The 20,226-nt window shown below is 36.2% G+C and carries 21 protein-coding genes and 1 riboswitch; of the genes, 17 read left to right on the forward strand and 4 right to left on the reverse strand.

Features of this window, described 5'->3' with window-relative positions; translation table 11 throughout:
* Nucleotides 1-67 precede the first annotated feature (67 nt).
* From yqeH to H1D32_RS19605, 8 genes are all read left to right on the forward strand, one after another.
* Nucleotides 68-1,174: a ribosome biogenesis GTPase YqeH gene (gene yqeH / locus H1D32_RS19570; RefSeq protein WP_261179898.1), complete on the forward strand. Its 1,107-nt coding sequence runs from the start codon at nt 68-70 to the stop codon at nt 1,172-1,174.
* A 114-nt stretch (nt 1,175-1,288) separates the two neighbouring features.
* Nucleotides 1,289-2,137: a shikimate dehydrogenase gene (aroE, locus tag H1D32_RS19575; protein WP_261179899.1), complete on the forward strand. Its 849-nt coding sequence runs from the start codon at nt 1,289-1,291 to the stop codon at nt 2,135-2,137.
* Nucleotides 2,131-2,421 (forward strand): ribosome assembly RNA-binding protein YhbY, encoded by a 291-nt coding sequence (yhbY, locus tag H1D32_RS19580; RefSeq protein ID WP_261179900.1) that lies wholly within the window; start codon nt 2,131-2,133, stop codon nt 2,419-2,421. The genes aroE and yhbY overlap by 7 nt, the downstream gene beginning before the upstream one ends.
* A 41-nt stretch (nt 2,422-2,462) precedes the next feature.
* Nucleotides 2,463-3,059: a nicotinate-nucleotide adenylyltransferase gene (locus H1D32_RS19585; RefSeq protein WP_261179901.1), complete on the forward strand. Its 597-nt coding sequence runs from the start codon at nt 2,463-2,465 to the stop codon at nt 3,057-3,059.
* A complete protein-coding gene (yqeK, locus tag H1D32_RS19590) occupies nt 3,028-3,594 on the forward strand; it encodes a bis(5'-nucleosyl)-tetraphosphatase (symmetrical) YqeK (RefSeq protein WP_261179902.1) in 567 nt (188 codons plus the stop codon). The genes H1D32_RS19585 and yqeK overlap by 32 nt, the downstream gene beginning before the upstream one ends.
* 3 nt (nt 3,595-3,597) lie before the next feature.
* Nucleotides 3,598-3,951, forward strand: coding sequence for a ribosome silencing factor (gene rsfS, locus H1D32_RS19595; protein WP_261179903.1), 354 nt, complete (start codon nt 3,598-3,600; stop codon nt 3,949-3,951).
* Nucleotides 3,951-4,814: a CvfB family protein gene (locus tag H1D32_RS19600; RefSeq protein WP_261179904.1), complete on the forward strand. Its 864-nt coding sequence runs from the start codon at nt 3,951-3,953 to the stop codon at nt 4,812-4,814. Before rsfS ends, H1D32_RS19600 begins: the two co-directional genes overlap by 1 nt.
* A gap of 5 nt (nt 4,815-4,819) precedes the next feature.
* On the forward strand, nt 4,820-5,563 hold the full coding sequence (locus H1D32_RS19605; protein WP_261179905.1) for a class I SAM-dependent DNA methyltransferase: 744 nt from the start codon (nt 4,820-4,822) through the stop codon (nt 5,561-5,563).
* 89 nt (nt 5,564-5,652) lie between these two features.
* On the opposite strand, the gene comER is transcribed toward H1D32_RS19605, so the two are convergent.
* A complete protein-coding gene (comER, locus tag H1D32_RS19610; protein ID WP_261179906.1) occupies nt 5,653-6,471 on the reverse strand; it encodes a late competence protein ComER in 819 nt (272 codons plus the stop codon).
* 133 nt (nt 6,472-6,604) lie between these two features.
* Nucleotides 6,605-6,862, reverse strand: coding sequence for a DUF2533 family protein (locus H1D32_RS19615; protein ID WP_261179907.1), 258 nt, complete (start codon nt 6,860-6,862; stop codon nt 6,605-6,607).
* Nucleotides 6,863-6,904: 42 nt separating this feature from the next.
* Between H1D32_RS19615 and H1D32_RS19620 the strand changes: the two genes are divergently transcribed.
* From H1D32_RS19620 to H1D32_RS19635, 4 genes are all read left to right on the forward strand, one after another.
* Entirely contained in the window at nt 6,905-7,507 is a 603-nt protein-coding gene (locus tag H1D32_RS19620; protein ID WP_261179908.1) for a helix-hairpin-helix domain-containing protein, read from the forward strand.
* 80 nt (nt 7,508-7,587) lie between these two features.
* Nucleotides 7,588-7,693, forward strand: a riboswitch (SAM riboswitch).
* 203 nt (nt 7,694-7,896) lie between these two features.
* Nucleotides 7,897-9,183, forward strand: a complete 1,287-nt coding sequence (locus tag H1D32_RS19625) for a homocysteine synthase (RefSeq protein WP_261179909.1) — start codon at nt 7,897-7,899, stop codon at nt 9,181-9,183.
* Between the two features lie 159 nt (nt 9,184-9,342).
* On the forward strand, nt 9,343-9,909 hold the full coding sequence (locus H1D32_RS19630; protein ID WP_261179910.1) for a ComE operon protein 2: 567 nt from the start codon (nt 9,343-9,345) through the stop codon (nt 9,907-9,909).
* A gap of 36 nt (nt 9,910-9,945) precedes the next feature.
* Nucleotides 9,946-12,255 carry a DNA internalization-related competence protein ComEC/Rec2 gene (locus H1D32_RS19635; protein WP_261179911.1) on the forward strand — a complete coding sequence of 770 codons (2,310 nt, stop codon included), beginning with the start codon at nt 9,946-9,948 and terminating at the stop codon, nt 12,253-12,255.
* Nucleotides 12,256-12,326: 71 nt separating this feature from the next.
* Here the strand turns inward: H1D32_RS19635 and H1D32_RS19640 are convergent, their stop codons facing one another.
* Complete coding sequence (locus H1D32_RS19640) at nt 12,327-12,458, reverse strand: YqzM family protein (protein ID WP_261179912.1); 132 nt, start codon at nt 12,456-12,458, stop codon at nt 12,327-12,329.
* 599 nt (nt 12,459-13,057) lie between these two features.
* Here H1D32_RS19640 and holA point away from each other — a divergent pair.
* The gene (holA, locus tag H1D32_RS19645) at nt 13,058-14,080 is read left to right on the forward strand and encodes a DNA polymerase III subunit delta (protein WP_261179913.1); all 1,023 of its coding nucleotides are present in this window, start codon (nt 13,058-13,060) and stop codon (nt 14,078-14,080) included.
* 320 nt (nt 14,081-14,400) lie between these two features.
* On the opposite strand, the gene rpsT is transcribed toward holA, so the two are convergent.
* On the reverse strand, nt 14,401-14,667 hold the full coding sequence (rpsT, locus tag H1D32_RS19650) for a 30S ribosomal protein S20 (protein WP_261179914.1): 267 nt from the start codon (nt 14,665-14,667) through the stop codon (nt 14,401-14,403).
* A gap of 166 nt (nt 14,668-14,833) precedes the next feature.
* Between rpsT and gpr the strand changes: the two genes are divergently transcribed.
* From gpr to lepA, 4 genes are all read left to right on the forward strand, one after another.
* Entirely contained in the window at nt 14,834-15,952 is a 1,119-nt protein-coding gene (gene gpr, locus H1D32_RS19655) for a GPR endopeptidase (protein ID WP_261179915.1), read from the forward strand.
* Nucleotides 15,953-16,114: 162 nt separating this feature from the next.
* Entirely contained in the window at nt 16,115-17,290 is a 1,176-nt protein-coding gene (gene spoIIP, locus H1D32_RS19660; RefSeq protein ID WP_261179916.1) for a stage II sporulation protein P, read from the forward strand.
* Nucleotides 17,291-17,308: 18 nt separating this feature from the next.
* The gene (locus H1D32_RS19665; protein WP_261179917.1) at nt 17,309-17,662 is read left to right on the forward strand and encodes a DUF3679 domain-containing protein; all 354 of its coding nucleotides are present in this window, start codon (nt 17,309-17,311) and stop codon (nt 17,660-17,662) included.
* Nucleotides 17,663-18,289: 627 nt separating this feature from the next.
* Nucleotides 18,290-20,116 (forward strand): translation elongation factor 4, encoded by a 1,827-nt coding sequence (lepA, locus tag H1D32_RS19670; protein WP_261179918.1) that lies wholly within the window; start codon nt 18,290-18,292, stop codon nt 20,114-20,116.
* Nucleotides 20,117-20,226 lie beyond the last annotated feature (110 nt).

Here is a 20,226-nt window from a genome sequence, read left to right on the forward strand (position 1 = left end):
TTGACTTCAATTATTGAGAATACTATAAATATCATTAAAATGAAGAAAAAAATAGGAGGCAATACTGTTGAATGAACATGAATTAATTTGTTCCGGATGTGGTGTCAAGGTACAAACGGAAGATAGTACAGGGTTAGGCTTTGTACCGAAGTCAGCATTAGAGAAAGACATCCTAATCTGCCAAAGATGCTTTAGATTAAAACATTACAACGAAGTTCAGGATATTTCTTTAACTGATGATGACTTTTTAAAAATCCTAAATGGTCTAGGCAAACGTGATGCCCTAATTGTAAAAATTGTTGATATTTTTGACTTTAACGGAAGTTGGTTACCTGGATTACACCGGTTTGTCGGGAAAAATAACGTTTTACTAGTTGGGAATAAAGTAGACCTATTACCAAAGGCTTTAAATCATAACCGTGTAATCAACTGGATGAAGTCAGCTTCGAAGCAGTTGGGATTAAAACCTTTAGATGTCTTCTTAATTAGTGCTGATAAGGGCATAGGTATTTTAGAGTTAGCTGATGCTATTGAGCAATACAGAAATAAAAAAGATGTTTTTGTTGTAGGAGCAACAAATGTAGGGAAGTCCACATTTATTAATAAATTAATAAATGAGTTTGGCGGTGATGAGGAGCAGTTGATCACAACTTCACATTTTCCAGGAACAACTCTAGACATGATCGATATCCCTTTAGATGATGGGAGTTCCTTATATGACACCCCAGGAATTATAAATCATCATCAGATGGCTCATTATGTAACAAAAAATGAATTGAAAACGATAACGCCGAAAAAAGAGATTAAACCAAAAGTTTTTCAATTAAATGAAGCACAAACATTATTTTTTGGTGGTCTAGCTCGCCTCGATTATATAACAGGAGGACGTAATTCGTTTATTTGTTACGTTTCAAATGAGATTCAAATTCATCGAACCAAACTAGAAAAAGCAGATGATTTATATAAAAACCATCTTGGTGAACTTCTGCAACCACCTGGAGTAGAAGATCTAGAAAATTTTCCACCATTAGTAAGACATGAATTTACAATTGGTGATGAGAAGACTGACATCGTCTTTTCTGGGCTCGGCTGGGTGACAGTTGAAGAAAAAGCTAGAGTAGCTGCCTATGTACCAAAAGGAGTAGTCGTTTCAATTAGAAAAGCATTAATTTAGTTTTCAGTTAAGAGTGTTGAGTTAATTGGGCAGAGGCTTCGAAGCAATACTTTAAATACAACTCAAAATTCAAAACTCATAACTCAAAACTGCTATAAAAGGGGGAATATTGCTATGAATAAACTGTATGGTTTACTAGGACATCCTGTTGGGCATTCAATGTCCCCTCTTATGCACAATGATGCGTTTAAACAGCTTGGCATGAACGGATTTTATCACGCTTTTGATGTACCAGAGGGAAAATTAAATGAAGCAGTTGAAGCTTTTAAGCTTTTTAATATTTCTGGTTTTAACGTAACGATTCCTCATAAAGTTTCAATTATGAATTTACTTGACGAAATTGACGAAGAAGCGATGATGGTTGGGGCTGTAAATACTGTAGTTAATATTGAAGGTCGTCTAATTGGTTATAATACTGATGGAAGAGGTTATCTAACCTCATTAATTCCAATGCTAAAAAAACCACTAGCAGATTCGAATGTACTAGTAATAGGTGCAGGTGGTGCTTCTAGGGGAATTGTAACAGCCTTAGCAAATCAAGGTGTTTCCCTATTAACAATTACCAATCGCACATTAGAAAAGGCAATAGAAATTAAGGATAATTACCTTACCTATAAAAAGGCGAATCTTAATATCCTTTCCTTACAAGATGCAGAAAAGAATTTAGCCATGTATGATATTGTGATTAATACCACATCCATAGGAATGAGTCCTCAAATAGATGCGGTTCCAATATCAATTGACAATATCAAGTCAACAGCAATACTTAGCGATTTAATTTATAACCCACTACAAACAAAGTTATTAAAAATTGGTGAAGAAAGAGCAATTACTACTCATAATGGTGTGGGGATGTTTGTTGAACAAGGTGCTTTAGCATTTTTAAAGTGGACAGGTCAACAACCGGACACCGCTAGGATGAGGAAAATAGTATTGCAACAATTAGGAGGATTTTCATGTTAACAGGAAAGCAAAAACGTTTTTTACGATCACAAGCACACCATTTAAACCCAATATTTCAGGTTGGAAAAGGTTGTGTTAATGAGAATATGATTAAGCAAATTTCAGAAGCTTTAGAGGCGCGCGAACTAATCAAGGTAAGTGTACTACAAAATTGTGAAATGGATAAAGATGAAGTTGCTTCAGAATTATCAAAAGGGGCAAGAGCTGAGTTAGTACAGGTGATTGGGAATACGATAGTCCTATATAAAGAATCCAGGGAAAACAAAACTCTCCAATTACCATAGAAAAGGTAATTGGTGAAAATATTAAAGGTAGGAGGAGGATTATGAAGAAAATTGGATTATTAGGCGGTACATTTGATCCTCCTCATCTTGGGCATCTGTTAATTGCCGAACAGGCTAGGGAGGCTTGCTCACTAGACGAAGTTTGGTTTTTGCCTACAAGATTACCCCCACATAAAACAAGTAGCAACTTGTGTAGCGATGAAGATAGAATTGAAATGGTACGTAGAGCTATTGGTAGTAATCCATTTTTTGCCCTTTCATTAATCGAATTTGAGAGAACGGGTCCATCTTATACGATTGATACAATAAAAAAACTGAGAGTTAGGTATCCAGGTTATCACTTTAGTTTTATAATTGGTGGGGATATGGTAAATTATTTACCGAAATGGAAGAGTATTGATGAATTGCTAGCTTTGGTTACTTTTATCGGTATGCAACGACCAGGATACTCAGTTAAATCAGATTATAACGAAAAGGTAGTGTTGGTAGATGCGCCCCAATTAGAAATCTCGTCAAGCGAAATTAGGGAACGCTTACTGAATAACAGATCTGTTCGGTACCTTCTTCCTGAGGCAGTATTTGACTATATTAAGGAGAGGGATCTTTATGGAGAGAGAAAAGGCTTTAGAAATTATTAAAGGTCAACTTCCAGAAAAGCGATATATTCACACACTTGGTGTTTTAGAGACAGCTGAAATGTTAGCTGAAAAATACGGCGCCGATATGAAAAAGGTGGAGTTAGCAGCTATTTTTCACGACTATGCAAAATACAGACCAATTGAAGAAATGAAGTCAATTGTTAGGGAGCAAAACATGGGTGACAAACTATTAAAGTACGGTAAAGAGCTCCTGCACGCTCCGGTTGGTGCATACTTAGTGAAAAAAGAAGTTGGGATAAATGATGAAGATATTTTAGATGGAATTCGGTTTCATACGACCGGAAGACCTAATATGACTTTACTTGAGAAAATTATCTATATTGCAGATTATATTGAACCAAATCGTTCGTTTTCTGGCGTTGATGAAGTTCGTTTACTAGCTGCAAATAATTTAAATGAAGCGTTAACGACCTCGATCTCCAACACGATACAGTTTTTGATAAAAAAGAAACAACCAGTTTTTCCAGATACATTAGCAGCATACAATCACTTAATTTTAAAGGAGGAGTTTTAGTACATGCATGAAAATAAAATTTTAGAATTAGCAGTTAAAGCAGCAGACGATAAAAGAGCAGAAAATATTATGGTTTTAGATATGAAGGGGATTTCTCTGATCTCTGATTATTTCCTGATTTGCCACGGTAACTCAGAAAAGCAAGTCCAAGCAATTGCAACTGAAATAAAGAAAACTGCACAAGAGAATGAGATAGAGTTGAAAAGATTAGAGGGTTTTGATCAAGCTCGCTGGGTCCTAATCGATCTTGATGATGTTGTCGTTCATGTGTTCCATAAGGACGAGAGGGTTTATTATAATTTAGAAAAGCTTTGGGGAGATGCGCCTACACTTGATGTAGAAGGGGTTCTTGGGTAATGGAATTTAAGCCTGGAATAATTGTTAAGTTAAAGGTGGCACGCAAAGCTGATTTTGGTTATTTTTTAACATCTGAAAAAGTAGACAGTGAAGATGTTTTATTGCATAAACGACAAGTCACGGATCCAATCGAAGTTGGTGACACTGTTGAAGTCTTCTTATTTCACGACCATCAAGGACGTCTTGCCGCTACAATGGAAAAGCCTATTATTTCACTTGGGAAATTTGATTGGCTTAAAGTTGTATCTGTAAATGAAAGAGATGGTGTTTTCTTATATAATGGTATTGATCGTGATCTATTCTTGTCTATGGATGATCTAGGTCCTGACCGTGCGTTATGGCCAAAAGTTGGCGACAAAATTCCTGTATCATTAATTTATGATAAAAAAGGAAGATTAATGGGGAGATTACTTCGTGGAACGCCAATAGAGGAAGCGGCAGAACTTGCCCCAAAGACAATCTTAAACGAGGAAATAACAGGAACGATTTATTCATTTGCGGAAAAAGGCGTTTTCGTAATGACGGATCAGGGGTATGTTGCCTTTCTTCATTTTAATGAAACAACCGATGATTTGCACCTTGGAAAAGTGATAACTGCAAGAGTAACCTTTGTTAGAGATGACGGGAAAATTAATATATCAATGCAACCTAAAGCGCATGAACGAAGACATGATGATGCTGATAAAATCTATGATTTTTTATTGAAACGTGAGGGTGGTATGCCTTACACGGATAATTCAGATCCGATGATTATCAAGCAAAAGTTCGACATGAGCAAAGGGGCATTTAAACGAGCCATCGGAAAACTTCTAAAGGAAGGTAAGATTTATCAAAAAGATGGTTGGACGTATAAAAAGGAGTAAATTGGATGAATTACGGAAAGTTTGCTTATTTGTATGATGAGTTAATGAAAGACGCCCCTTATGACCAGTGGGTGTCTTTCGTTTTAAAAATATTGGAAATGAATCACTTAAATCAAGGAGAAATTCTCGACCTTGGCTGTGGAACTGGAAATATTGCAATACCATTAAGTAAGCATGGATTTAAACTAACGGCAGTGGACTTATCAGAAGAAATGCTATTTATAGCTAACGAAAAAAGCAAAGTTGAAGGAACAACGGTGCAATTTTATCAACAGGATATGCGAGAATTAGAAGGCTTAGGTACATTTAATACGGTAGTCTCTCTATGTGATTCGTTAAACTACCTGAAAAATGAACAAGAAATTTTGACAACCTTTCAAAGAATTGCGGACCATCTAGAGGACAATGGATTATTTATATTTGATGTTCATTCCATTTATAAAGTTGAAGAAGTGTTTACTGGCCATACGTTTGCACATAATGGTGAAGAGATCGCCTATATTTGGGAATGTTTTGCTGGTGAACCTGCCTATAGTGTTGAGCATGATTTATCCTTTTTTGTCTTAAATGAGCAGGGATTTTATGAGCGTTTTGATGAATTTCATCAGCAACGGACATACCCGATTAATATGTATGAGCAAGCATTGCATAACGCTGGATTTAATTTAGTGTCAATTACTGGTGATTTTTCTTTAAACGAGCTCAATGAGAAAGCAGAACGTTGGTTTTTTGTTGCTAAAAAAGCTTAGTATTTTCATGATCTAGTAAAAAAGAGTCAATTTCCTAATTTTGTGGAAATTGACTCTTTTCACATATTGTTATTTTTTTTATAATATGTTTATTGGAATTGTTTTTTTATTTTTTCTATGTCTTCATAGTATTTTGCATGTGTTTTTTCAAATACGAGGTCAAACATATCCCCAATTTCTTCTTTTAGAACTTTTAAGCCCTCACCCGTGACACCACCTGGAACTGAAACCCGCTCTTGTAAGGTCGGTAATGTGTAAATTTCTTTTTCAAGTAATTTTCCAAATCCTATCACCATTTCACTTGCTAACTTTGTTGCATCATCTTGTGTAATTTCAGTCTTGCGTACCGCGGACTCGATAAAACACTGTACCAAATAACTAAAGAAGGCTGGTCCGCAACTAGCGATATCAGAAGCTACACGTGTAATCTTTTCATCAATAATTACGGGTGTGGAAATATGTGTCAGTAGACTGTGTAGAGTTTCAGCATCGCCAGCAGTACATGTAGTTCCTAGAGTTACTAGTGAAGTCCCTGCTAAAGCACTATTCGTAATGCTTGGGATAATGCGGGCTGTTTTACAACAAACAATTGACTCTAATTGATCAATAGTTATCGGACTAGTTATTGAAATAATCATTTGATGCTCTTTCAATACAGGATTTATCTCCTTAAGTAATGAATGAAATTGTAAAGGTTTTACACATATAAACATTATGTCAGCCTCGCAAGCAACATCTTTAGCGGACTCAACTACTTTTAAATCTGGAAATCTTTCAGTAAAAGCATATGCTTTTTCAATTGTTTTGTTTGTGATGATAAGTTGAGATGGGGTTACTGCAGTTGATTCAACGAACGCTTCAAGTAAAATGCTCCCCATACTACCTGTTCCGATAATCCCGATTTTCATGTGTTCAACCCCCTCCTTGTCGAACTTTCTTCCCTTAAGTCTATGTGCCTCAAAGAGTGATTATGCCACAAATCAGCGACTTTGCGAAAATACAAAAAAGCCCAGCAAATAAATCATTGCTGAGCAGAAAAGTTTAGTTTTTTCGATTAATAAATTCTACTACCATTTCTTTTTTGACAAGTTTCCTCATTGGAAAACGGAATTTTCTACTTAGGTTGTTCATCTCTTCAGTAATAGCATTTATTTCTGTTAAAGAAAATTCCTGATTTTTCTTCGCCGCTTGTATTACAGCCTCAATTTTTTCTTCCCGTAACAAATCCAGTTCTCGGTATCTTTTTTCTCCAGCAATAAATTTATTTACGTGGGCCTTCATTTGTAAATGTACACTCATGTAAAGATTCTCCTTTTTACCATTCATTTAGGGGGTATTAAAATGATCAAAATTAAACGCAACCGTATTTTTTTAATTGCGGTCTGTACAATTGCCTTGCTACTTAGTGTAAGCTTTATTAGAAATTTTGACAACAGCATAGATACTCAAGAGCAATTTCAATTAGCTATGTACCAAGAAACTGTAGACATCGAAACAGAAACTGTCCCAATAGCTCAGCCCATCATCGTTGACGTGAAAGGAGCCGTAGAAAAACCTGGAGTCTATGAGATGAAACTTGGAGATCGGGTGGTCCATGCCATTGAAAAAGCAAATGGATTTCTCCAAGAGGCAAATAAAAATGTCATAAATTTGGCTTTATTGCTAGAGGACGAAATGGTAATTTTTGTTCCAATAACTGGTGAGGAAGAAATACAAGACTTAGTACCATTAATCTCCAATAAATCTAGTGAAAAAATCAATGTAAACGTTGCCTCAAATGATGAGCTACAAAAGATCCCAGGGATCGGTCCTGCAAAGGCAGCCGCAATTATTAAATATCGAGAAGAAAATGGGAAATTTAACAGCATTGGAGAATTAACGAATGTATCAGGAATAGGTCAAAAAACTGTTGAAAAGATGACAGAATTCATCGAGGTAAAGTAATAAAACATTTACCTTTAAATTTATTGACAATTCTTACTATTAGCCGGTATAATCACCACAATGGCAAAATTAAATGAAAACTCTTATTGAGAGAGGTGGAGGGACTGGCCCTATGAAACCCGGCAACCAGTGTGAAAACACAAGGTGCTAAATCCAACAGAGCTTTGTAGTTCTGAAAAATGAGAGAAAGAAGCAGATATTAACTCTTCTCTCAACCTGAGGAAGAGTTTTTTATTTTGGGAATTTATTTTAATGAATTTCATAATTCACTATTGTCGCTACTAGTTCTAAATGTAGTTGCGTAGAACCATTCGTAACTACAAATAGATTTGATATAGCTCGATTAAGGTAATTATGAAATTCACTCAATTAGAGGAGGAAAACAAAAAATGACCGAAAGAAAATGGAGTTTAGAAACAATTGCTGTACATGGGGGACAGGAAGCTGATAGTAATACGTTATCAAGGGCAGTCCCAATATATCAAACTACCTCTTATGTTTTTAAAGATACTGAACATGCGGCAAATCTTTTTGCTCTAGCAGAGCCAGGGAACATCTACACAAGAATTATGAATCCGACTCAAGATGTTTTTGAAAAAAGGGTTGCTGAACTTGAAGGTGGAATAGCAGCGTTGGCAACTGCTAGTGGCCAATCTGCAATAACGCTAGCGATCCTCAATATTTGTGAGAGTGGAGATGAAGTTGTTGCTTCAAGTTCACTTTATGGAGGAACATATAACCTTTTTGCGCATACATTCAGAAAGTTAGGGATTAAAGTCAACTTTGTGGATGGAACTGACCCAGAAAACTATCGTCTTGCTATAACTGATAAAACAAAGCTTCTTTATGGTGAAATTATCGGGAATCCTAAAGGGGATGTCCTTGATCTAGAAGCTGTTTCAACTATTGCTCATGAAAATGGAATTCCACTTGTTGTCGATGCAACATTTTCTACTCCTGCTTTATGTCGGCCAATTGAACACGGAGCCGATATTGTCATCCATTCTGCGACGAAGTTTATTGGCGGTCATGGTACCTCAATCGGAGGAATTATTGTTGATGGAGGAAATTTTGATTGGGCGAATGGTAAATTTCCAGGTCTTTCAAAACCAGATCCAAGTTATCATGGAATAGTTTATACAGAAGCAGTTGGGAATTTAGCTTATATTATTAAAGCTCGAGTACAACTATTAAGAGATATAGGGCCGGCAATAGCTCCTTTAAATTCCTTCTTATTATTACAAGGTTTAGAAACTTTACACTTACGAATGGAACGCCATTGTGAAAATGCATTAAAGGTGGCGAATTACTTAAATGAAAACTCTTTAGTAGAATGGGTTAGCTACCCGGGCTTAGAGAGCCATCCAAGCCATCTGTTAGCAAGAAAATACCTTCCAAATGGGAAGGGGGCAATTCTTACCTTTGGAATTAAGGGTGGTGTTGAAGAAGGGAAAAGGTTTATTAATGCGCTACAATTATTTTCACATGTAGCTAACGTTGGTGATGCTAAGTCCCTAGTCATTCATCCAGCAAGTACAACACATCAGCAGCTCTCACCAGAAGAGCAACGATCTGCGGGGGTCACACCTGAGCTAATTCGCCTATCAATCGGCATTGAAAACAGTAACGATATAATTGCAGACCTACAACAAGCACTTGAAGTAAGCCAGAGCTAATAATTACGAATTACGAATTACGAGTGTTGAAACATTGTGAAAATTTCACAATGTTTCAACACTCAACACTCAACACTCAACATTCTACATTCAAACATTGACGGACGTGTCATATTTTGTCTAAACTATAGAGAGAAACGCAAGAAGGAGGGACAAACCTTGTCACGGATATCATGGGATCAATATTTTATGGCTCAAAGTCATTTGCTTGCACTAAGAAGTACTTGTACACGATTAATGGTAGGAGCAACGATTGTAAGAGATAAGCGAATTATTGCTGGCGGTTATAATGGCTCAATTTCTGGGGGAGACCATTGTACAGATGATAATTGCTATGTAGAGAATAATCATTGTATTAGAACGATTCACGCGGAGATAAATGCATTGTTACAATGTGCTAAATTCGGAGTCCCAACTGCAGGTGCTGAAATTTATGTCACTCATTTTCCCTGTTTAAATTGTGCTAAAGCAATTATACAAAGCGGCATAAAAGCTGTTTTCTATGCGAAAGATTACAAAAATCACCCATATGCTATTGAGTTGTTTAAAAGTGCAGGTGTGCATGTGGAAAATGTAGAGTTAGAGGAAATGATTTTAGATATGAAAACCACTGAAAAATTAGCTTTTACAGCGGAATTACTGACGAAACTTGAAGAGGCAGGTATCAGTGAGGAAGAGCTAAAGAGTTTAAAAGATCAGGCTAATAAGTTATTTTTACCTGGTTGAGAAAATATAATCTCTTGATTTGGAGGTTTGACAAAGTTGTCTGGTAAGATTTACATTTTAACTCTGGCCACGATTTCTAGTATTATTTTTCGGATTCAGGGCTTACATAGCGTCTCCATTTGCTTATTGTTAGCCCTAATCTACCTTTTGTATAAAAACAAATACAAGTATCCACTTATTTTTGTTTCGATCACACTTTTTGTTTATTTTTATGTGAACCCCTATTATTTTACCCCACCACCACCAGTGCCTTCTCAAAATGTGATCATAGGACAAATAATCTCAATACCTAAATATAATGGAACTAAGATTTCATTTGAACTAAAAACAATAGACAAACAAAGGGTAGAAGTTAATTATTTTGCAAAAACTATTGATGAATTAAATAACTTAAAAACACTTAAGTACGGACTGAATTGTTCATTACAAGGGAATTTTAAAGATCCGCCAATGCCAAAGAACTTTTATAGTTTTGATTACAAGAGCTATTTAGCGTCTAGGAATATTTTTTACCAATTTAGCCCAGTCAGTTTATCACTAAAAAATTGTACAGATAATGGGATATCTCCATTTAGTATCATTCAAAGATCTAGACAAACTGGGGTACAAATGATAAAAGACCACTTTCCTGATGAAAGTAAAGGGATTGTCACTGCATTAATTTTTGGTGATAGAGGGTTAATGGATAGTGATACTTTAAAATCATATCAGACATTAGGAATTATCCATTTACTAGCTGTTTCTGGACTTCATGTCGGACTTGTGACTTCTAGTTTATATTTCATTTTAATCCGCCTTGGTATGACAAAAGAAAGAACAGTAGACTTTCTACTAGTTATTCTTCCGATTTATGTTATTTTAGCTGGTGGAGCCCCTTCAGTTATAAGAGCTTCTGCAATGTTAGTAGTAATCCTTCTCTCAAATAAAGCCCGCCTAAAAATAAATCCTTTAGATGGAATTAGTGTCGTTTGTATTGTTTTGCTGTTAATAAATCCTAATTACATAGTTCATATAGGCTTTCAGTTGTCATTCCTCGTTTCTTACCAACTCATTATCTCGGCAAGTCTAATCCTAACGCGCTATTCAAACTGGCTAATACAACTATCCGTTGTTACAATTCAAGCTCAATTAATTTCTTTCCCATTAATCATTTACCACTTTTATGAAGTATCGTTATGGAGTATCCCACTGAACCTCATTTATATCCCGTTTATTACTTTTTTTGCCTTACCTTTTTCGTTTATCGTATTTATTAGCTACATAATTATTCCACCAGTTGGTGAATTCTTCTTTGTATTGTATGACTTTGTGATAGAAATTGCCCATAATGGTTTACAAGTAGGAATGAAGTTACCGCTTTCCACGTTACTTTTTGGGAAACCACCAATCTGGTTAGTAGTTTGCTATTATGTAGCCATTGGTTATCTTTTTTACATTTGGGAAAAATCAAATTCTATACTTACAATTTTAAAAGCTAGTATTGTATTTTTTATTGTCGCTTTGGTCCATTGGAATCTTCCCTATTTAACTAGTGAAGGTGAAGTTACCATGATTGACGTTGGACAAGGGGATAGTATCTACATTGAACTTCCAAAAAGAAAGGCCGTGTACTTAATTGATACGGGAGGTATCGTAGATTTTAATCAAGAGTTAGTACCGAAAGAACGTGTATTTAACATTGGGAATGATGTACTGCTTCCGTTTTTACAGGCCAAGGGTGTAAGAAAGATAAATAAATTAATTTTAACCCATGGACATTATGATCATATCGGAGGGGCAGAAGCTATAGTAGGTAAGGTTGCTGTTGAAACACTTTTATATGGTGCAGTTCCATTAGAAGGGGAAATTGTAAAGGATTTGTTGAACAGCTTTGTTACCCTTGGTACTGAGGTCGTATATGTAAAACAAGGGGATTATTGGAGTAATGGAAATAGTGAATTTCTAATTATGGCGCCATATGGCTATGAACAAAAACTAAATGATCAATCGATTGTCATATATGCAACGCTAGGAGGCTTAAAGTGGCTATTTACAGGGGATTTGGAAAGGGACGGAGAGAAGCAATTAATAAAAATATATCCTAATTTCAGTGTTGATGTTTTAAAAGTAGGGCATCACGGGAGTAATACCTCAACGACGAGTGAATTGTTAGACAGGACTAAGCCAAGTGTTGCATTGATATCAGTGGGGAAAAATAATCTGTATGGTCACCCCCATCCAGAAACACTTGCCAGACTCGAAAATCAGAGAATGATGATTTTTAGAACCGATCAACATGGGGCAATCCGCTATGTATTTAAAGGAAACGGCGGAGGGAGTTTTGAAACTGTCATTGAAGTACCTTAATAAAGAGAAGAGGCTGACTTTGAAGGTCGTAAGGTTACGATCCTTTAGTCAGCCTCTTCACCCTGTAAAAATTAGACAAATAAGTCAATAACTACTGCAACAGCAAATACTGTGGCAAAAAATCCGAATGATACAACGAAACCTACTGCAGAATCTACTGCATCATTACGGTTGCTTTGGACTTCCTTTTCAAATTGGTTCATTGGACATCCCTCCTAATACAGTTTTTAGTATAAGCGAAAAATGATAAAAAATCTACATTTGTAACATTTTCTATATGTTTATGTGGGTAACTACCTAAAAAGTTTTGGACAGTCTTTTTAAAAGGCTGTTTTCGTAAATTTTGTTACTTTTAGAAAGAAGCGTTTTAAAATAATATGTTGTGAGTAATTTCAATCAGGCTATAACAATCTATAGGTAGTTGCGATCGGTTTAACGCAACCTCATATCGAACATTTTATTGTAATTATTGCATTTTAGGAATTAGCAATACTGTGAAATGTTGTCACCTATAGAATGAAACCGCATAGGATATGATATCTAATAAACGAGAAAAAACATCATTGATTATCGTCATCAGGAGGTATCCTAGGCACCTCTAGCTGACGTTTATCATAAATGGAGGGATTAACAATTCGGTTAATTCCTCTTTTGTTTTGTTAAGAGAAAATTTTAACTAGCTAAAAGTCCGTACGAGTAAGTTCAGGGACTAAGATGTTCACATTTTACTTGTACTAACTTAATTTCTATGTATAAAATTGTAATAACTAACATTTACATTAAAAGAAAGGGTATCAGAAAAATGAGCTTTTTACAAGTGCAAAAAAACATCAAAAAAGGCCAGTTGTCCCCTGTGTATTTGCTTTATGGTACAGAGACCTTTTTAATTGAGGAAACGATTCAGAAGCTCCTTACTAAAGTTCTAACAGAAGATCAATATGATTTCAACCTGTCTACATATGAGTTAAAGGAAACGCCAATTTCTGTTGCTATTGAGGAAGCCTTAACAATACCTTTTATGGGAACACATCGAGTCGTAATCGTTAAGGATCCACATTTTTTAACTGGAAAGGATCAATCAAAGGTTGAGCATGATTTAAAGGCTTTTGAGAATTATTTGGTAAATCCGATTCCCGAAACAATTTTTATTATTGTTGCTCCATATGAAAAACTTGATGAACGAAAAAAAATCGTTAAACTGTTAAAAAAAGAAGCAGAAGTCCTTGAAGCTGTTCCATTTTCTGAACAGGAGATGGAGAAGTGGCTTGATAGTCGTGTGAAAAAATATCATGTTGAAATAACCAAACCCGGTAAAGAGAAACTCATTCAACTACTTGGGAATAGCTTAATTATGATTGCCGGGGAAATTGAAAAACTTGCTCTATATGCTGGAGAAGGTGGAGTTATTGATGAATTAACTGTTCAACAATTAGTTTCGAAAACAACGGAGCAGGATGTTTTTTCCTTAGTAGATCATGTCGTCCATCGGAGAAAGCAAGCAGCTCTTCAAGTTTTTTATGATTTAATAAAACAGAAGGAAGAACCAATAAAGATACTATCTTTACTGGCACGTCAGTTTCGAATTTTATATCAAGTCAAGGAACTCTCAAGTCGAGGTTATTCTCAGCAAAACATTGCAGGTACTTTAAAGCTGCATCCTTATGTCGTTAAATTAGCAAACCAACAAGCGAATTTGTTTGATGAAAAAAATTTATTGCGATTTATTGATGAACTAGCTGAAACTGACTACAAAATCAAAACAGGTAAAATGGATAAACAACTTGCGTTAGAACTGTTTATCATAAGGGTATTAGGTGGGGAATAATTCCGTATTTCTAAAAACTACAAAAGAATATTTTTACTAAAGGCTCTTTTCTAAAACATTGCTCCTGCGGTTACTCGTCGCACAAAAAAACATGTTGCTTTTTAACCTAAAAAAATTGGAAAGATTCCTTAGATGAAGATATCACCCAATAAATTGAGTAAGAAAAGAGCACTACTTACTAAATAAGTAGTGAAATCTTAGTATTTACTTAAGCAACAAACTTTGCGAAAATAGCCTTACTAAAAAAGGGCTGACTGTTGTCAGGTTCCTCTAATGAGGAGCTTGACAACAGTAGCCCTTTTTTCATTTTCATATAATTATTATGCTGAAAGCTCGTTTAATTTCTTCGCTAGGCGAGATTTTTGACGAGATGCCGCATTTTTATGAATTAAACCTTTTGTTGCAGCTTTATCAAGCTTTTTGGTTGCAACCAAGAACGCTTTTTTAGCTTCTTCAACTTCGTTGCCTTCTACCTTAGCTTCGAAAGTTTTGATAGCTGTACGAAGTGCAGATTTAACTGAAGCATTTTGAGCACGACGTTTTTCACTTGTTTTTACGCGTTTGATAGCTGATTTAATATTTGGCATTCCTTTCACCTCCTTGATGCAACCGGATAAATTGCGAATATATAAGTACAACACATTGCATTGTAACAAAACTCTGGACTAATTGCAATAGGGGATTGAAAAGGAGAATAGCATAAAACTATACAGGGAACAATTTGTATAGAAAAAGTTATGAGGGGTGCTTATTATGTCTAAGGAAATTAATCTTGAGCAATATAACGTTCGAACTGATTTAGCTCTTGAGGCTCACGAGTTAGTCCAAGAAAGAGAAGCTAGAGGTCAATCAGAGCAAAAGCAAACAATCAATGGAGTTATTGTTAAAGAACGTGAAGAAGAGGGAGTACATATAACAACAGTTGATATTACTGAAGAAGGTGCCCAAAGGTTAGGGAAAAAACCAGGAAGTTATTTAACATTTGAGATTCAGGGCATCCGTAATAAAGATACTGAATTACAAGAAAAAGTTGAACGTGTTTTTGCAAAGGAATTTAATCAATTTTTAAAACAATTAGGGATTAGCAAGGATGCAAGTTGTTTAGTCGTTGGGTTAGGGAATTGGAATGTTACACCGGATGCCCTAGGTCCGATCGCGGTAGAAAATTTATTAATAACAAAACATATTTTCGAACTGCAACCAGAACAAATATCAGACGGCTTCCGTCCTGTAAGTGCTCTTACTCCAGGTGTCATGGGGATCACTGGTATTGAAACGAGCGATATCATCCATGGAGTAATTGAAAAAACGAAGCCCGATTTCGTCATTGCAATTGATGCCCTAGCGGCAAGATCTATTGAAAGAGTAAATACAACGATTCAAGTATCTGATTCCGGAATACATCCTGGATCTGGGGTTGGAAATAAGCGTAAGGAACTTAGTAAAGAAACTCTAGGTATTCCTGTTATAGCAGTGGGAATTCCAACGGTAGTTGATGCCGTTTCGATTACTAGCGATACAATTGACTTTGTTCTTAAACATTTTGGCAGAGAGATGCGAGAAGGAAAGAAACCATCTCGTTCCTTAACCCCTGCTGGGATGACGTTTGGTGAAAAGCGAGTTCTTACAGACGAGGATCTTCCTGAACTTGAAACTAGACAAAATATCATGGGAATGATTGGTGGTTTAGAAGAAGAAGAGAAACGCCAATTAATTCGTGAGGTACTCGCACCACTAGGACACAATCTAATGGTGACACCAAAAGAAGTAGATGTGTTCATCGAAGATATGGCCAATGTTATTGCAGCGGGACTAAACGCAGCCCTTCACGGAGATGTAGATCAAGATAATGTTGGGATGTACACTCACTAAAGCTTTGAGTGTTGAGTTTTGAGTTAAGAGTTATGTGGGTTTTGCTTCGAAGCATTCCAATCATAAAAACTCAACACTCAAAACTCAAAACTTTTAAAAAAAGTTCTACCCCTTCATTCTTTGTCATACACATAATGTAGACAAGCTTGAAAGGGTGAGATCATGTCTTCTAGAAAGTTTAAAAGTATTACGTTTTCGTTAAATAGGACAAGTATTAAGCGGCTTGCGGTCCTCGTAATTGTTGGGGTGATTGCCTTATTTATTATTACTGGGATGCTTACCGCTTTTGAACCTGGATATGGAATATCTTCTTCAACTGTACATGCATGGAGTTCCTATGTATCAAGTGATGCATTAATGTACATGATGGGTACTGAAAACCCATATTTTACGCAAGTTTTGCCAGAAGAAAGTGAACCGCCTAAAATCTCAGCACTAGCATTTGAATTGGCTACTAGTTTAAATCCGGATGACCCCAGAAGTTTACTTGGAAGAGAACTACCTGGGTTTGCCTTATTTGATGGAAAAATTATCGTCGCTGGTGAAGGAACCGATTATACGAATATGCCAATTGAATCGGCACCGCCGATGGAAGTGATGATGGCTGAAAGGGAAGCATCTCAAGAAAGTTTGGATAAATTAGATAAAGCAGCAGAGGAGTTTCCACCACCACAAGTAACAACTGATGGAAGAAAAGTAGTTCACATTATTCATTCTCATAGTCGTGAATCATTTTTACCAGAGTTAAAAGATACAAATGTCCCGAATCAGGCTTTTCATTCAGAAGTGAACATTACACTTGTCGGCGAACGCTTAGGTCGTGAATTAGAAAAAAGGGGAATAGGTGTTGAAGTTGATAAAAGTGATATCGGTTCAATGCTGAGTCAACGTGGTTGGGTATATGGTCAGTCATACGATGCGTCACGCGAGATTGTTAAAGAAGCAATAAGTACGAATGGCGATTTGGAGTTTTTCTTTGACTTACATCGAGATGGTGTAGGAAGGGAAATTACTACAGTAACGATAAATGGTGTTGAGTACGCTCGAACTTTTTTTGTTATCGGTGAAAACAATAAAAATTTCGAGAAAAATGCTAAACTCGCTGCAGAACTTCATGAAATGCTGGATAAGAAATATCCAGGGCTGAGTAGAGGGGTTATCGCAAAGGGTGGATCTGGTTCAAATGGACGATACAATCAGGATTTATCGCCAAACTCAATCTTAGTTGAATTTGGTGGAGTTGAAAATACTCTAGAAGAAACCTATCGCTCTGCAGAAGCCTTTGCAGAAGTATTTAGTGAATTCTATTGGAATGCACAAAAAGTAAATAAACAGTAATGTTGGAGGTGTAAACGGATGAGTAAATTTTTATTAAAATGTTTTTTTACGACAACAATCTTATTTTTAGGAGTATTAATCGGTATACAGGTCGCAAGCAATAGTATGGTTAAGATGACTGGTGATAGCCAGTTTGCCCTAACAAAGCCTGTAGAAAAAATAGAGGTTCAGTCCGTTCACACCGAAACCGTTACTAGTAATCCAAGAGAATTAACTAGTCATGATTTAAAAGGGAAACAAGCGAAGCTAGAACAAATTGAAACGTTTAATTTATTTTCACAAATGGGAGCTAAGCTCTCGGATGGGCTTAATGTTGTATTTTCGAATTTACTTTCAAAGTTGACATCGACAATTGGGAATATTTTGACGTAAAAGACTGCTTCTAGCAGTCTTTTTAGTGCGTAACCACTGTTAACGATTAAAATCTGTCAGCTGTTTTTGGCATATTTTAAGAAAAAATGATCCCTATGAATACATAAAATCCTATTTTTGAGTAATCTAAAAGGTCACTAAACTAAAATAGATTGAAACAACACCTTGCTATTGTTATAATTTATTCTATGTGTATTGGCAATTCTAAAAGATGGGCCAAGAATATAAATACTTAATTAGAAGCTGGAAAGATGTATATCTGCAGCGCCATGTCCCTCATACTGTTCAAATTCGCAGGTAAATCGTGATAGTGCGCACTTTTTATCCGTTAGAACTTTTACTTTTGGGGCTTAAATGGGCGCTTGCGCTTTTTAAAAGATATAAAGTTAAAAAATTTAAAAGTTGTCTAGCTACGAGAGCCAGCGGCTCGAGGTCAAATAACCTGCCGAGGAAAAAGGATTTCACTTTTTCTTAGATAAAAAAGTGAAAAAGCACACTTTTGCTCCTGCGATTACTCGTCGCAAAGCTGCAAGAGGTGTTTTCAAGAAGTAGCTTTCCTGTCAGAACATTTGCTTGTCGCCGCTAAACAGGCCCTCTGCGCTTTTATTATATAGGAGTGATGAATTCATGAATAAAGAAGAACGATTAAAACGTCGAGAGAAAATCCGTAACTTTTCGATTATTGCTCATATAGATCACGGGAAATCAACGTTAGCAGACCGTATTCTAGAAAAAACAAGTGCATTAACGCAACGGGAAATGAAAGACCAAATGCTAGATGCAATGGATTTAGAAAGAGAACGAGGCATAACGATCAAATTAAATGCCGTCCAGTTAACGTATAAAGCGAAAGATGGAGAAGAATATATTTTTCACTTAATTGATACTCCAGGTCACGTTGACTTCACTTATGAAGTGTCAAGAAGCTTAGCGGCTTGTGAAGGTGCCTTATTGATTGTTGACGCTGCCCAAGGTATTGAAGCACAAACACTAGCGAATGTATATTTGGCACTTGATAATGATCTAGAGATTTTACCTGTTATAAATAAAATTGACTTACCGAGTGCAGAACCTGAACGAGTGAAAAAGGAAGTCGAAGATATCATTGGCTTAGATACATCTGATGCAGTTTTAGCCTCTGCAAAAAACGGGATTGGAATTGAAGAAATATTAGAACAAGTAGTTCAGAAGGTTCCTGCTCCAAGTGGTGATCCAGAAGGACCTTTACAGGCACTGATCTTTGATTCTTTATATGACCCTTACCGAGGAGTCGTCGTTTACATTCGAATTGTAGAGGGCACGGTAAAGCCTGGTCAAAAAATTCGGATGATGGCAACTGGAGCGGAATTTGAAGTAATTGAAGCTGGAGTATTTACGCCAAAACCAGTAAAACGGGACGAGCTAACAGTAGGGGATGTAGGTTTCTTAACAGCCTCTATTAAAAATGTTGGTGATACTCGAGTCGGGGATACAATTACAAGTGTTTCTAACCCTGCCAAGGAACCATTAGCAGGTTACCGTAAAATGAACCCAATGGTGTTCTGTGGACTTTATCCGTTGGATACAAATGATTACAACGACTTAAGAGATGCTCTAGAGAAATTAGAACTAAATGATGCTTCTCTGCAATATGAACCAGAAACGTCTCAAGCATTAGGCTTTGGTTTTCGTTGTGGCTTCTTAGGATTATTGCATATGGAAATTATCCAAGAGCGTATTGAAAGAGAATTTAATATTGACCTTATTACGACAGCACCAAGTGTTATTTACCAGGTAACTTTAACAAGTGGTGAGGAAATGCGTATTGATAACCCTTCAAAAATGCCTGATCCACAAGTGATCGACTTTGTTGAAGAACCATACGTGAAAGCTTCGATCATGGTTCCAAATGATTACGTTGGTTCAGTCATGGAAATATGTCAACGAAAACGTGGGAATTATCTCGATATGCAATATCTAGATGCGAACCGTGTAACTCTAGCATACGACATTCCATTATCAGAAATTGTTTACGACTTCTTTGATCAACTAAAATCAAGTACAAAAGGTTATGCTTCATTTGATTATGAACTAATTGGTTATAAGCAATCGAAACTAGTGAAAATGGATATTATGTTAAATGCTGAAAAAGTAGACGCATTATCTGTAATTGTTCACCGTGATGCAGCTTACGAACGAGGGAAAGTAATTGTTGAAAAGCTGAAAGAATTAATCCCACGTCAACAATTCGAAGTTCCAGTTCAAGCAAGTATTGGACAAAAAATTATTGCACGTTCAACCATCAAGGCTATTCGTAAAAACGTTCTAGCTAAATGTTATGGGGGAGACATTTCCCGTAAACGTAAGCTTCTTGACAAGCAAAAAGAAGGTAAAAAGCGGATGAAGAGTGTCGGAAGTGTTGAAGTTCCACAGGAAGCATTCATGGCCGTACTTAAGATGGACGATAGCAAATAAATGATTTAAAAGGGAGAACCGTAGATGGAAATTCTACGGTTTTTCTACGCAAACTAAATTCAGTTAAGAGTGTAGAGTTTTGAGTTATGAGTTTTTGTAAGATAAGCTTC

Source organism: Anaerobacillus sp. CMMVII (assembly GCF_025377685.1).
GTDB lineage: Bacteria > Bacillota > Bacilli > Bacillales > Anaerobacillaceae > Anaerobacillus.

What these genes read in the sequence shown, in the direction of transcription:
- aroE (WP_261179899.1), top strand. Translation starts at nt 1,289, where the DNA reads ATGAATAAACTGTATGGTTTACTAGGACATCCTGTTGGGCATTCAATG.
- yhbY (WP_261179900.1), top strand. Translation starts at nt 2,131, where the DNA reads ATGTTAACAGGAAAGCAAAAACGTTTTTTACGATCACAAGCACACCAT.
- H1D32_RS19585 (WP_261179901.1), top strand. Translation starts at nt 2,463, where the DNA reads ATGAAGAAAATTGGATTATTAGGCGGTACATTTGATCCTCCTCATCTT.
- yqeK (WP_261179902.1), top strand. Translation starts at nt 3,028, where the DNA reads ATGGAGAGAGAAAAGGCTTTAGAAATTATTAAAGGTCAACTTCCAGAA.
- rsfS (WP_261179903.1), top strand. Translation starts at nt 3,598, where the DNA reads ATGCATGAAAATAAAATTTTAGAATTAGCAGTTAAAGCAGCAGACGAT.
- H1D32_RS19600 (WP_261179904.1), top strand. Translation starts at nt 3,951, where the DNA reads ATGGAATTTAAGCCTGGAATAATTGTTAAGTTAAAGGTGGCACGCAAA.
- H1D32_RS19605 (WP_261179905.1), top strand. Translation starts at nt 4,820, where the DNA reads ATGAATTACGGAAAGTTTGCTTATTTGTATGATGAGTTAATGAAAGAC.
- comER (WP_261179906.1), bottom strand. Translation starts at nt 6,471, where the DNA reads ATGAAAATCGGGATTATCGGAACAGGTAGTATGGGGAGCATTTTACTT.
- H1D32_RS19615 (WP_261179907.1), bottom strand. Translation starts at nt 6,862, where the DNA reads ATGAGTGTACATTTACAAATGAAGGCCCACGTAAATAAATTTATTGCT.
- H1D32_RS19620 (WP_261179908.1), top strand. Translation starts at nt 6,905, where the DNA reads ATGATCAAAATTAAACGCAACCGTATTTTTTTAATTGCGGTCTGTACA.
- H1D32_RS19625 (WP_261179909.1), top strand. Translation starts at nt 7,897, where the DNA reads ATGACCGAAAGAAAATGGAGTTTAGAAACAATTGCTGTACATGGGGGA.
- H1D32_RS19640 (WP_261179912.1), bottom strand. Translation starts at nt 12,458, where the DNA reads ATGAACCAATTTGAAAAGGAAGTCCAAAGCAACCGTAATGATGCAGTA.
- holA (WP_261179913.1), top strand. Translation starts at nt 13,058, where the DNA reads ATGAGCTTTTTACAAGTGCAAAAAAACATCAAAAAAGGCCAGTTGTCC.
- rpsT (WP_261179914.1), bottom strand. Translation starts at nt 14,667, where the DNA reads ATGCCAAATATTAAATCAGCTATCAAACGCGTAAAAACAAGTGAAAAA.
- gpr (WP_261179915.1), top strand. Translation starts at nt 14,834, where the DNA reads ATGTCTAAGGAAATTAATCTTGAGCAATATAACGTTCGAACTGATTTA.
- spoIIP (WP_261179916.1), top strand. Translation starts at nt 16,115, where the DNA reads ATGTCTTCTAGAAAGTTTAAAAGTATTACGTTTTCGTTAAATAGGACA.
- H1D32_RS19665 (WP_261179917.1), top strand. Translation starts at nt 17,309, where the DNA reads ATGAGTAAATTTTTATTAAAATGTTTTTTTACGACAACAATCTTATTT.
- lepA (WP_261179918.1), top strand. Translation starts at nt 18,290, where the DNA reads ATGAATAAAGAAGAACGATTAAAACGTCGAGAGAAAATCCGTAACTTT.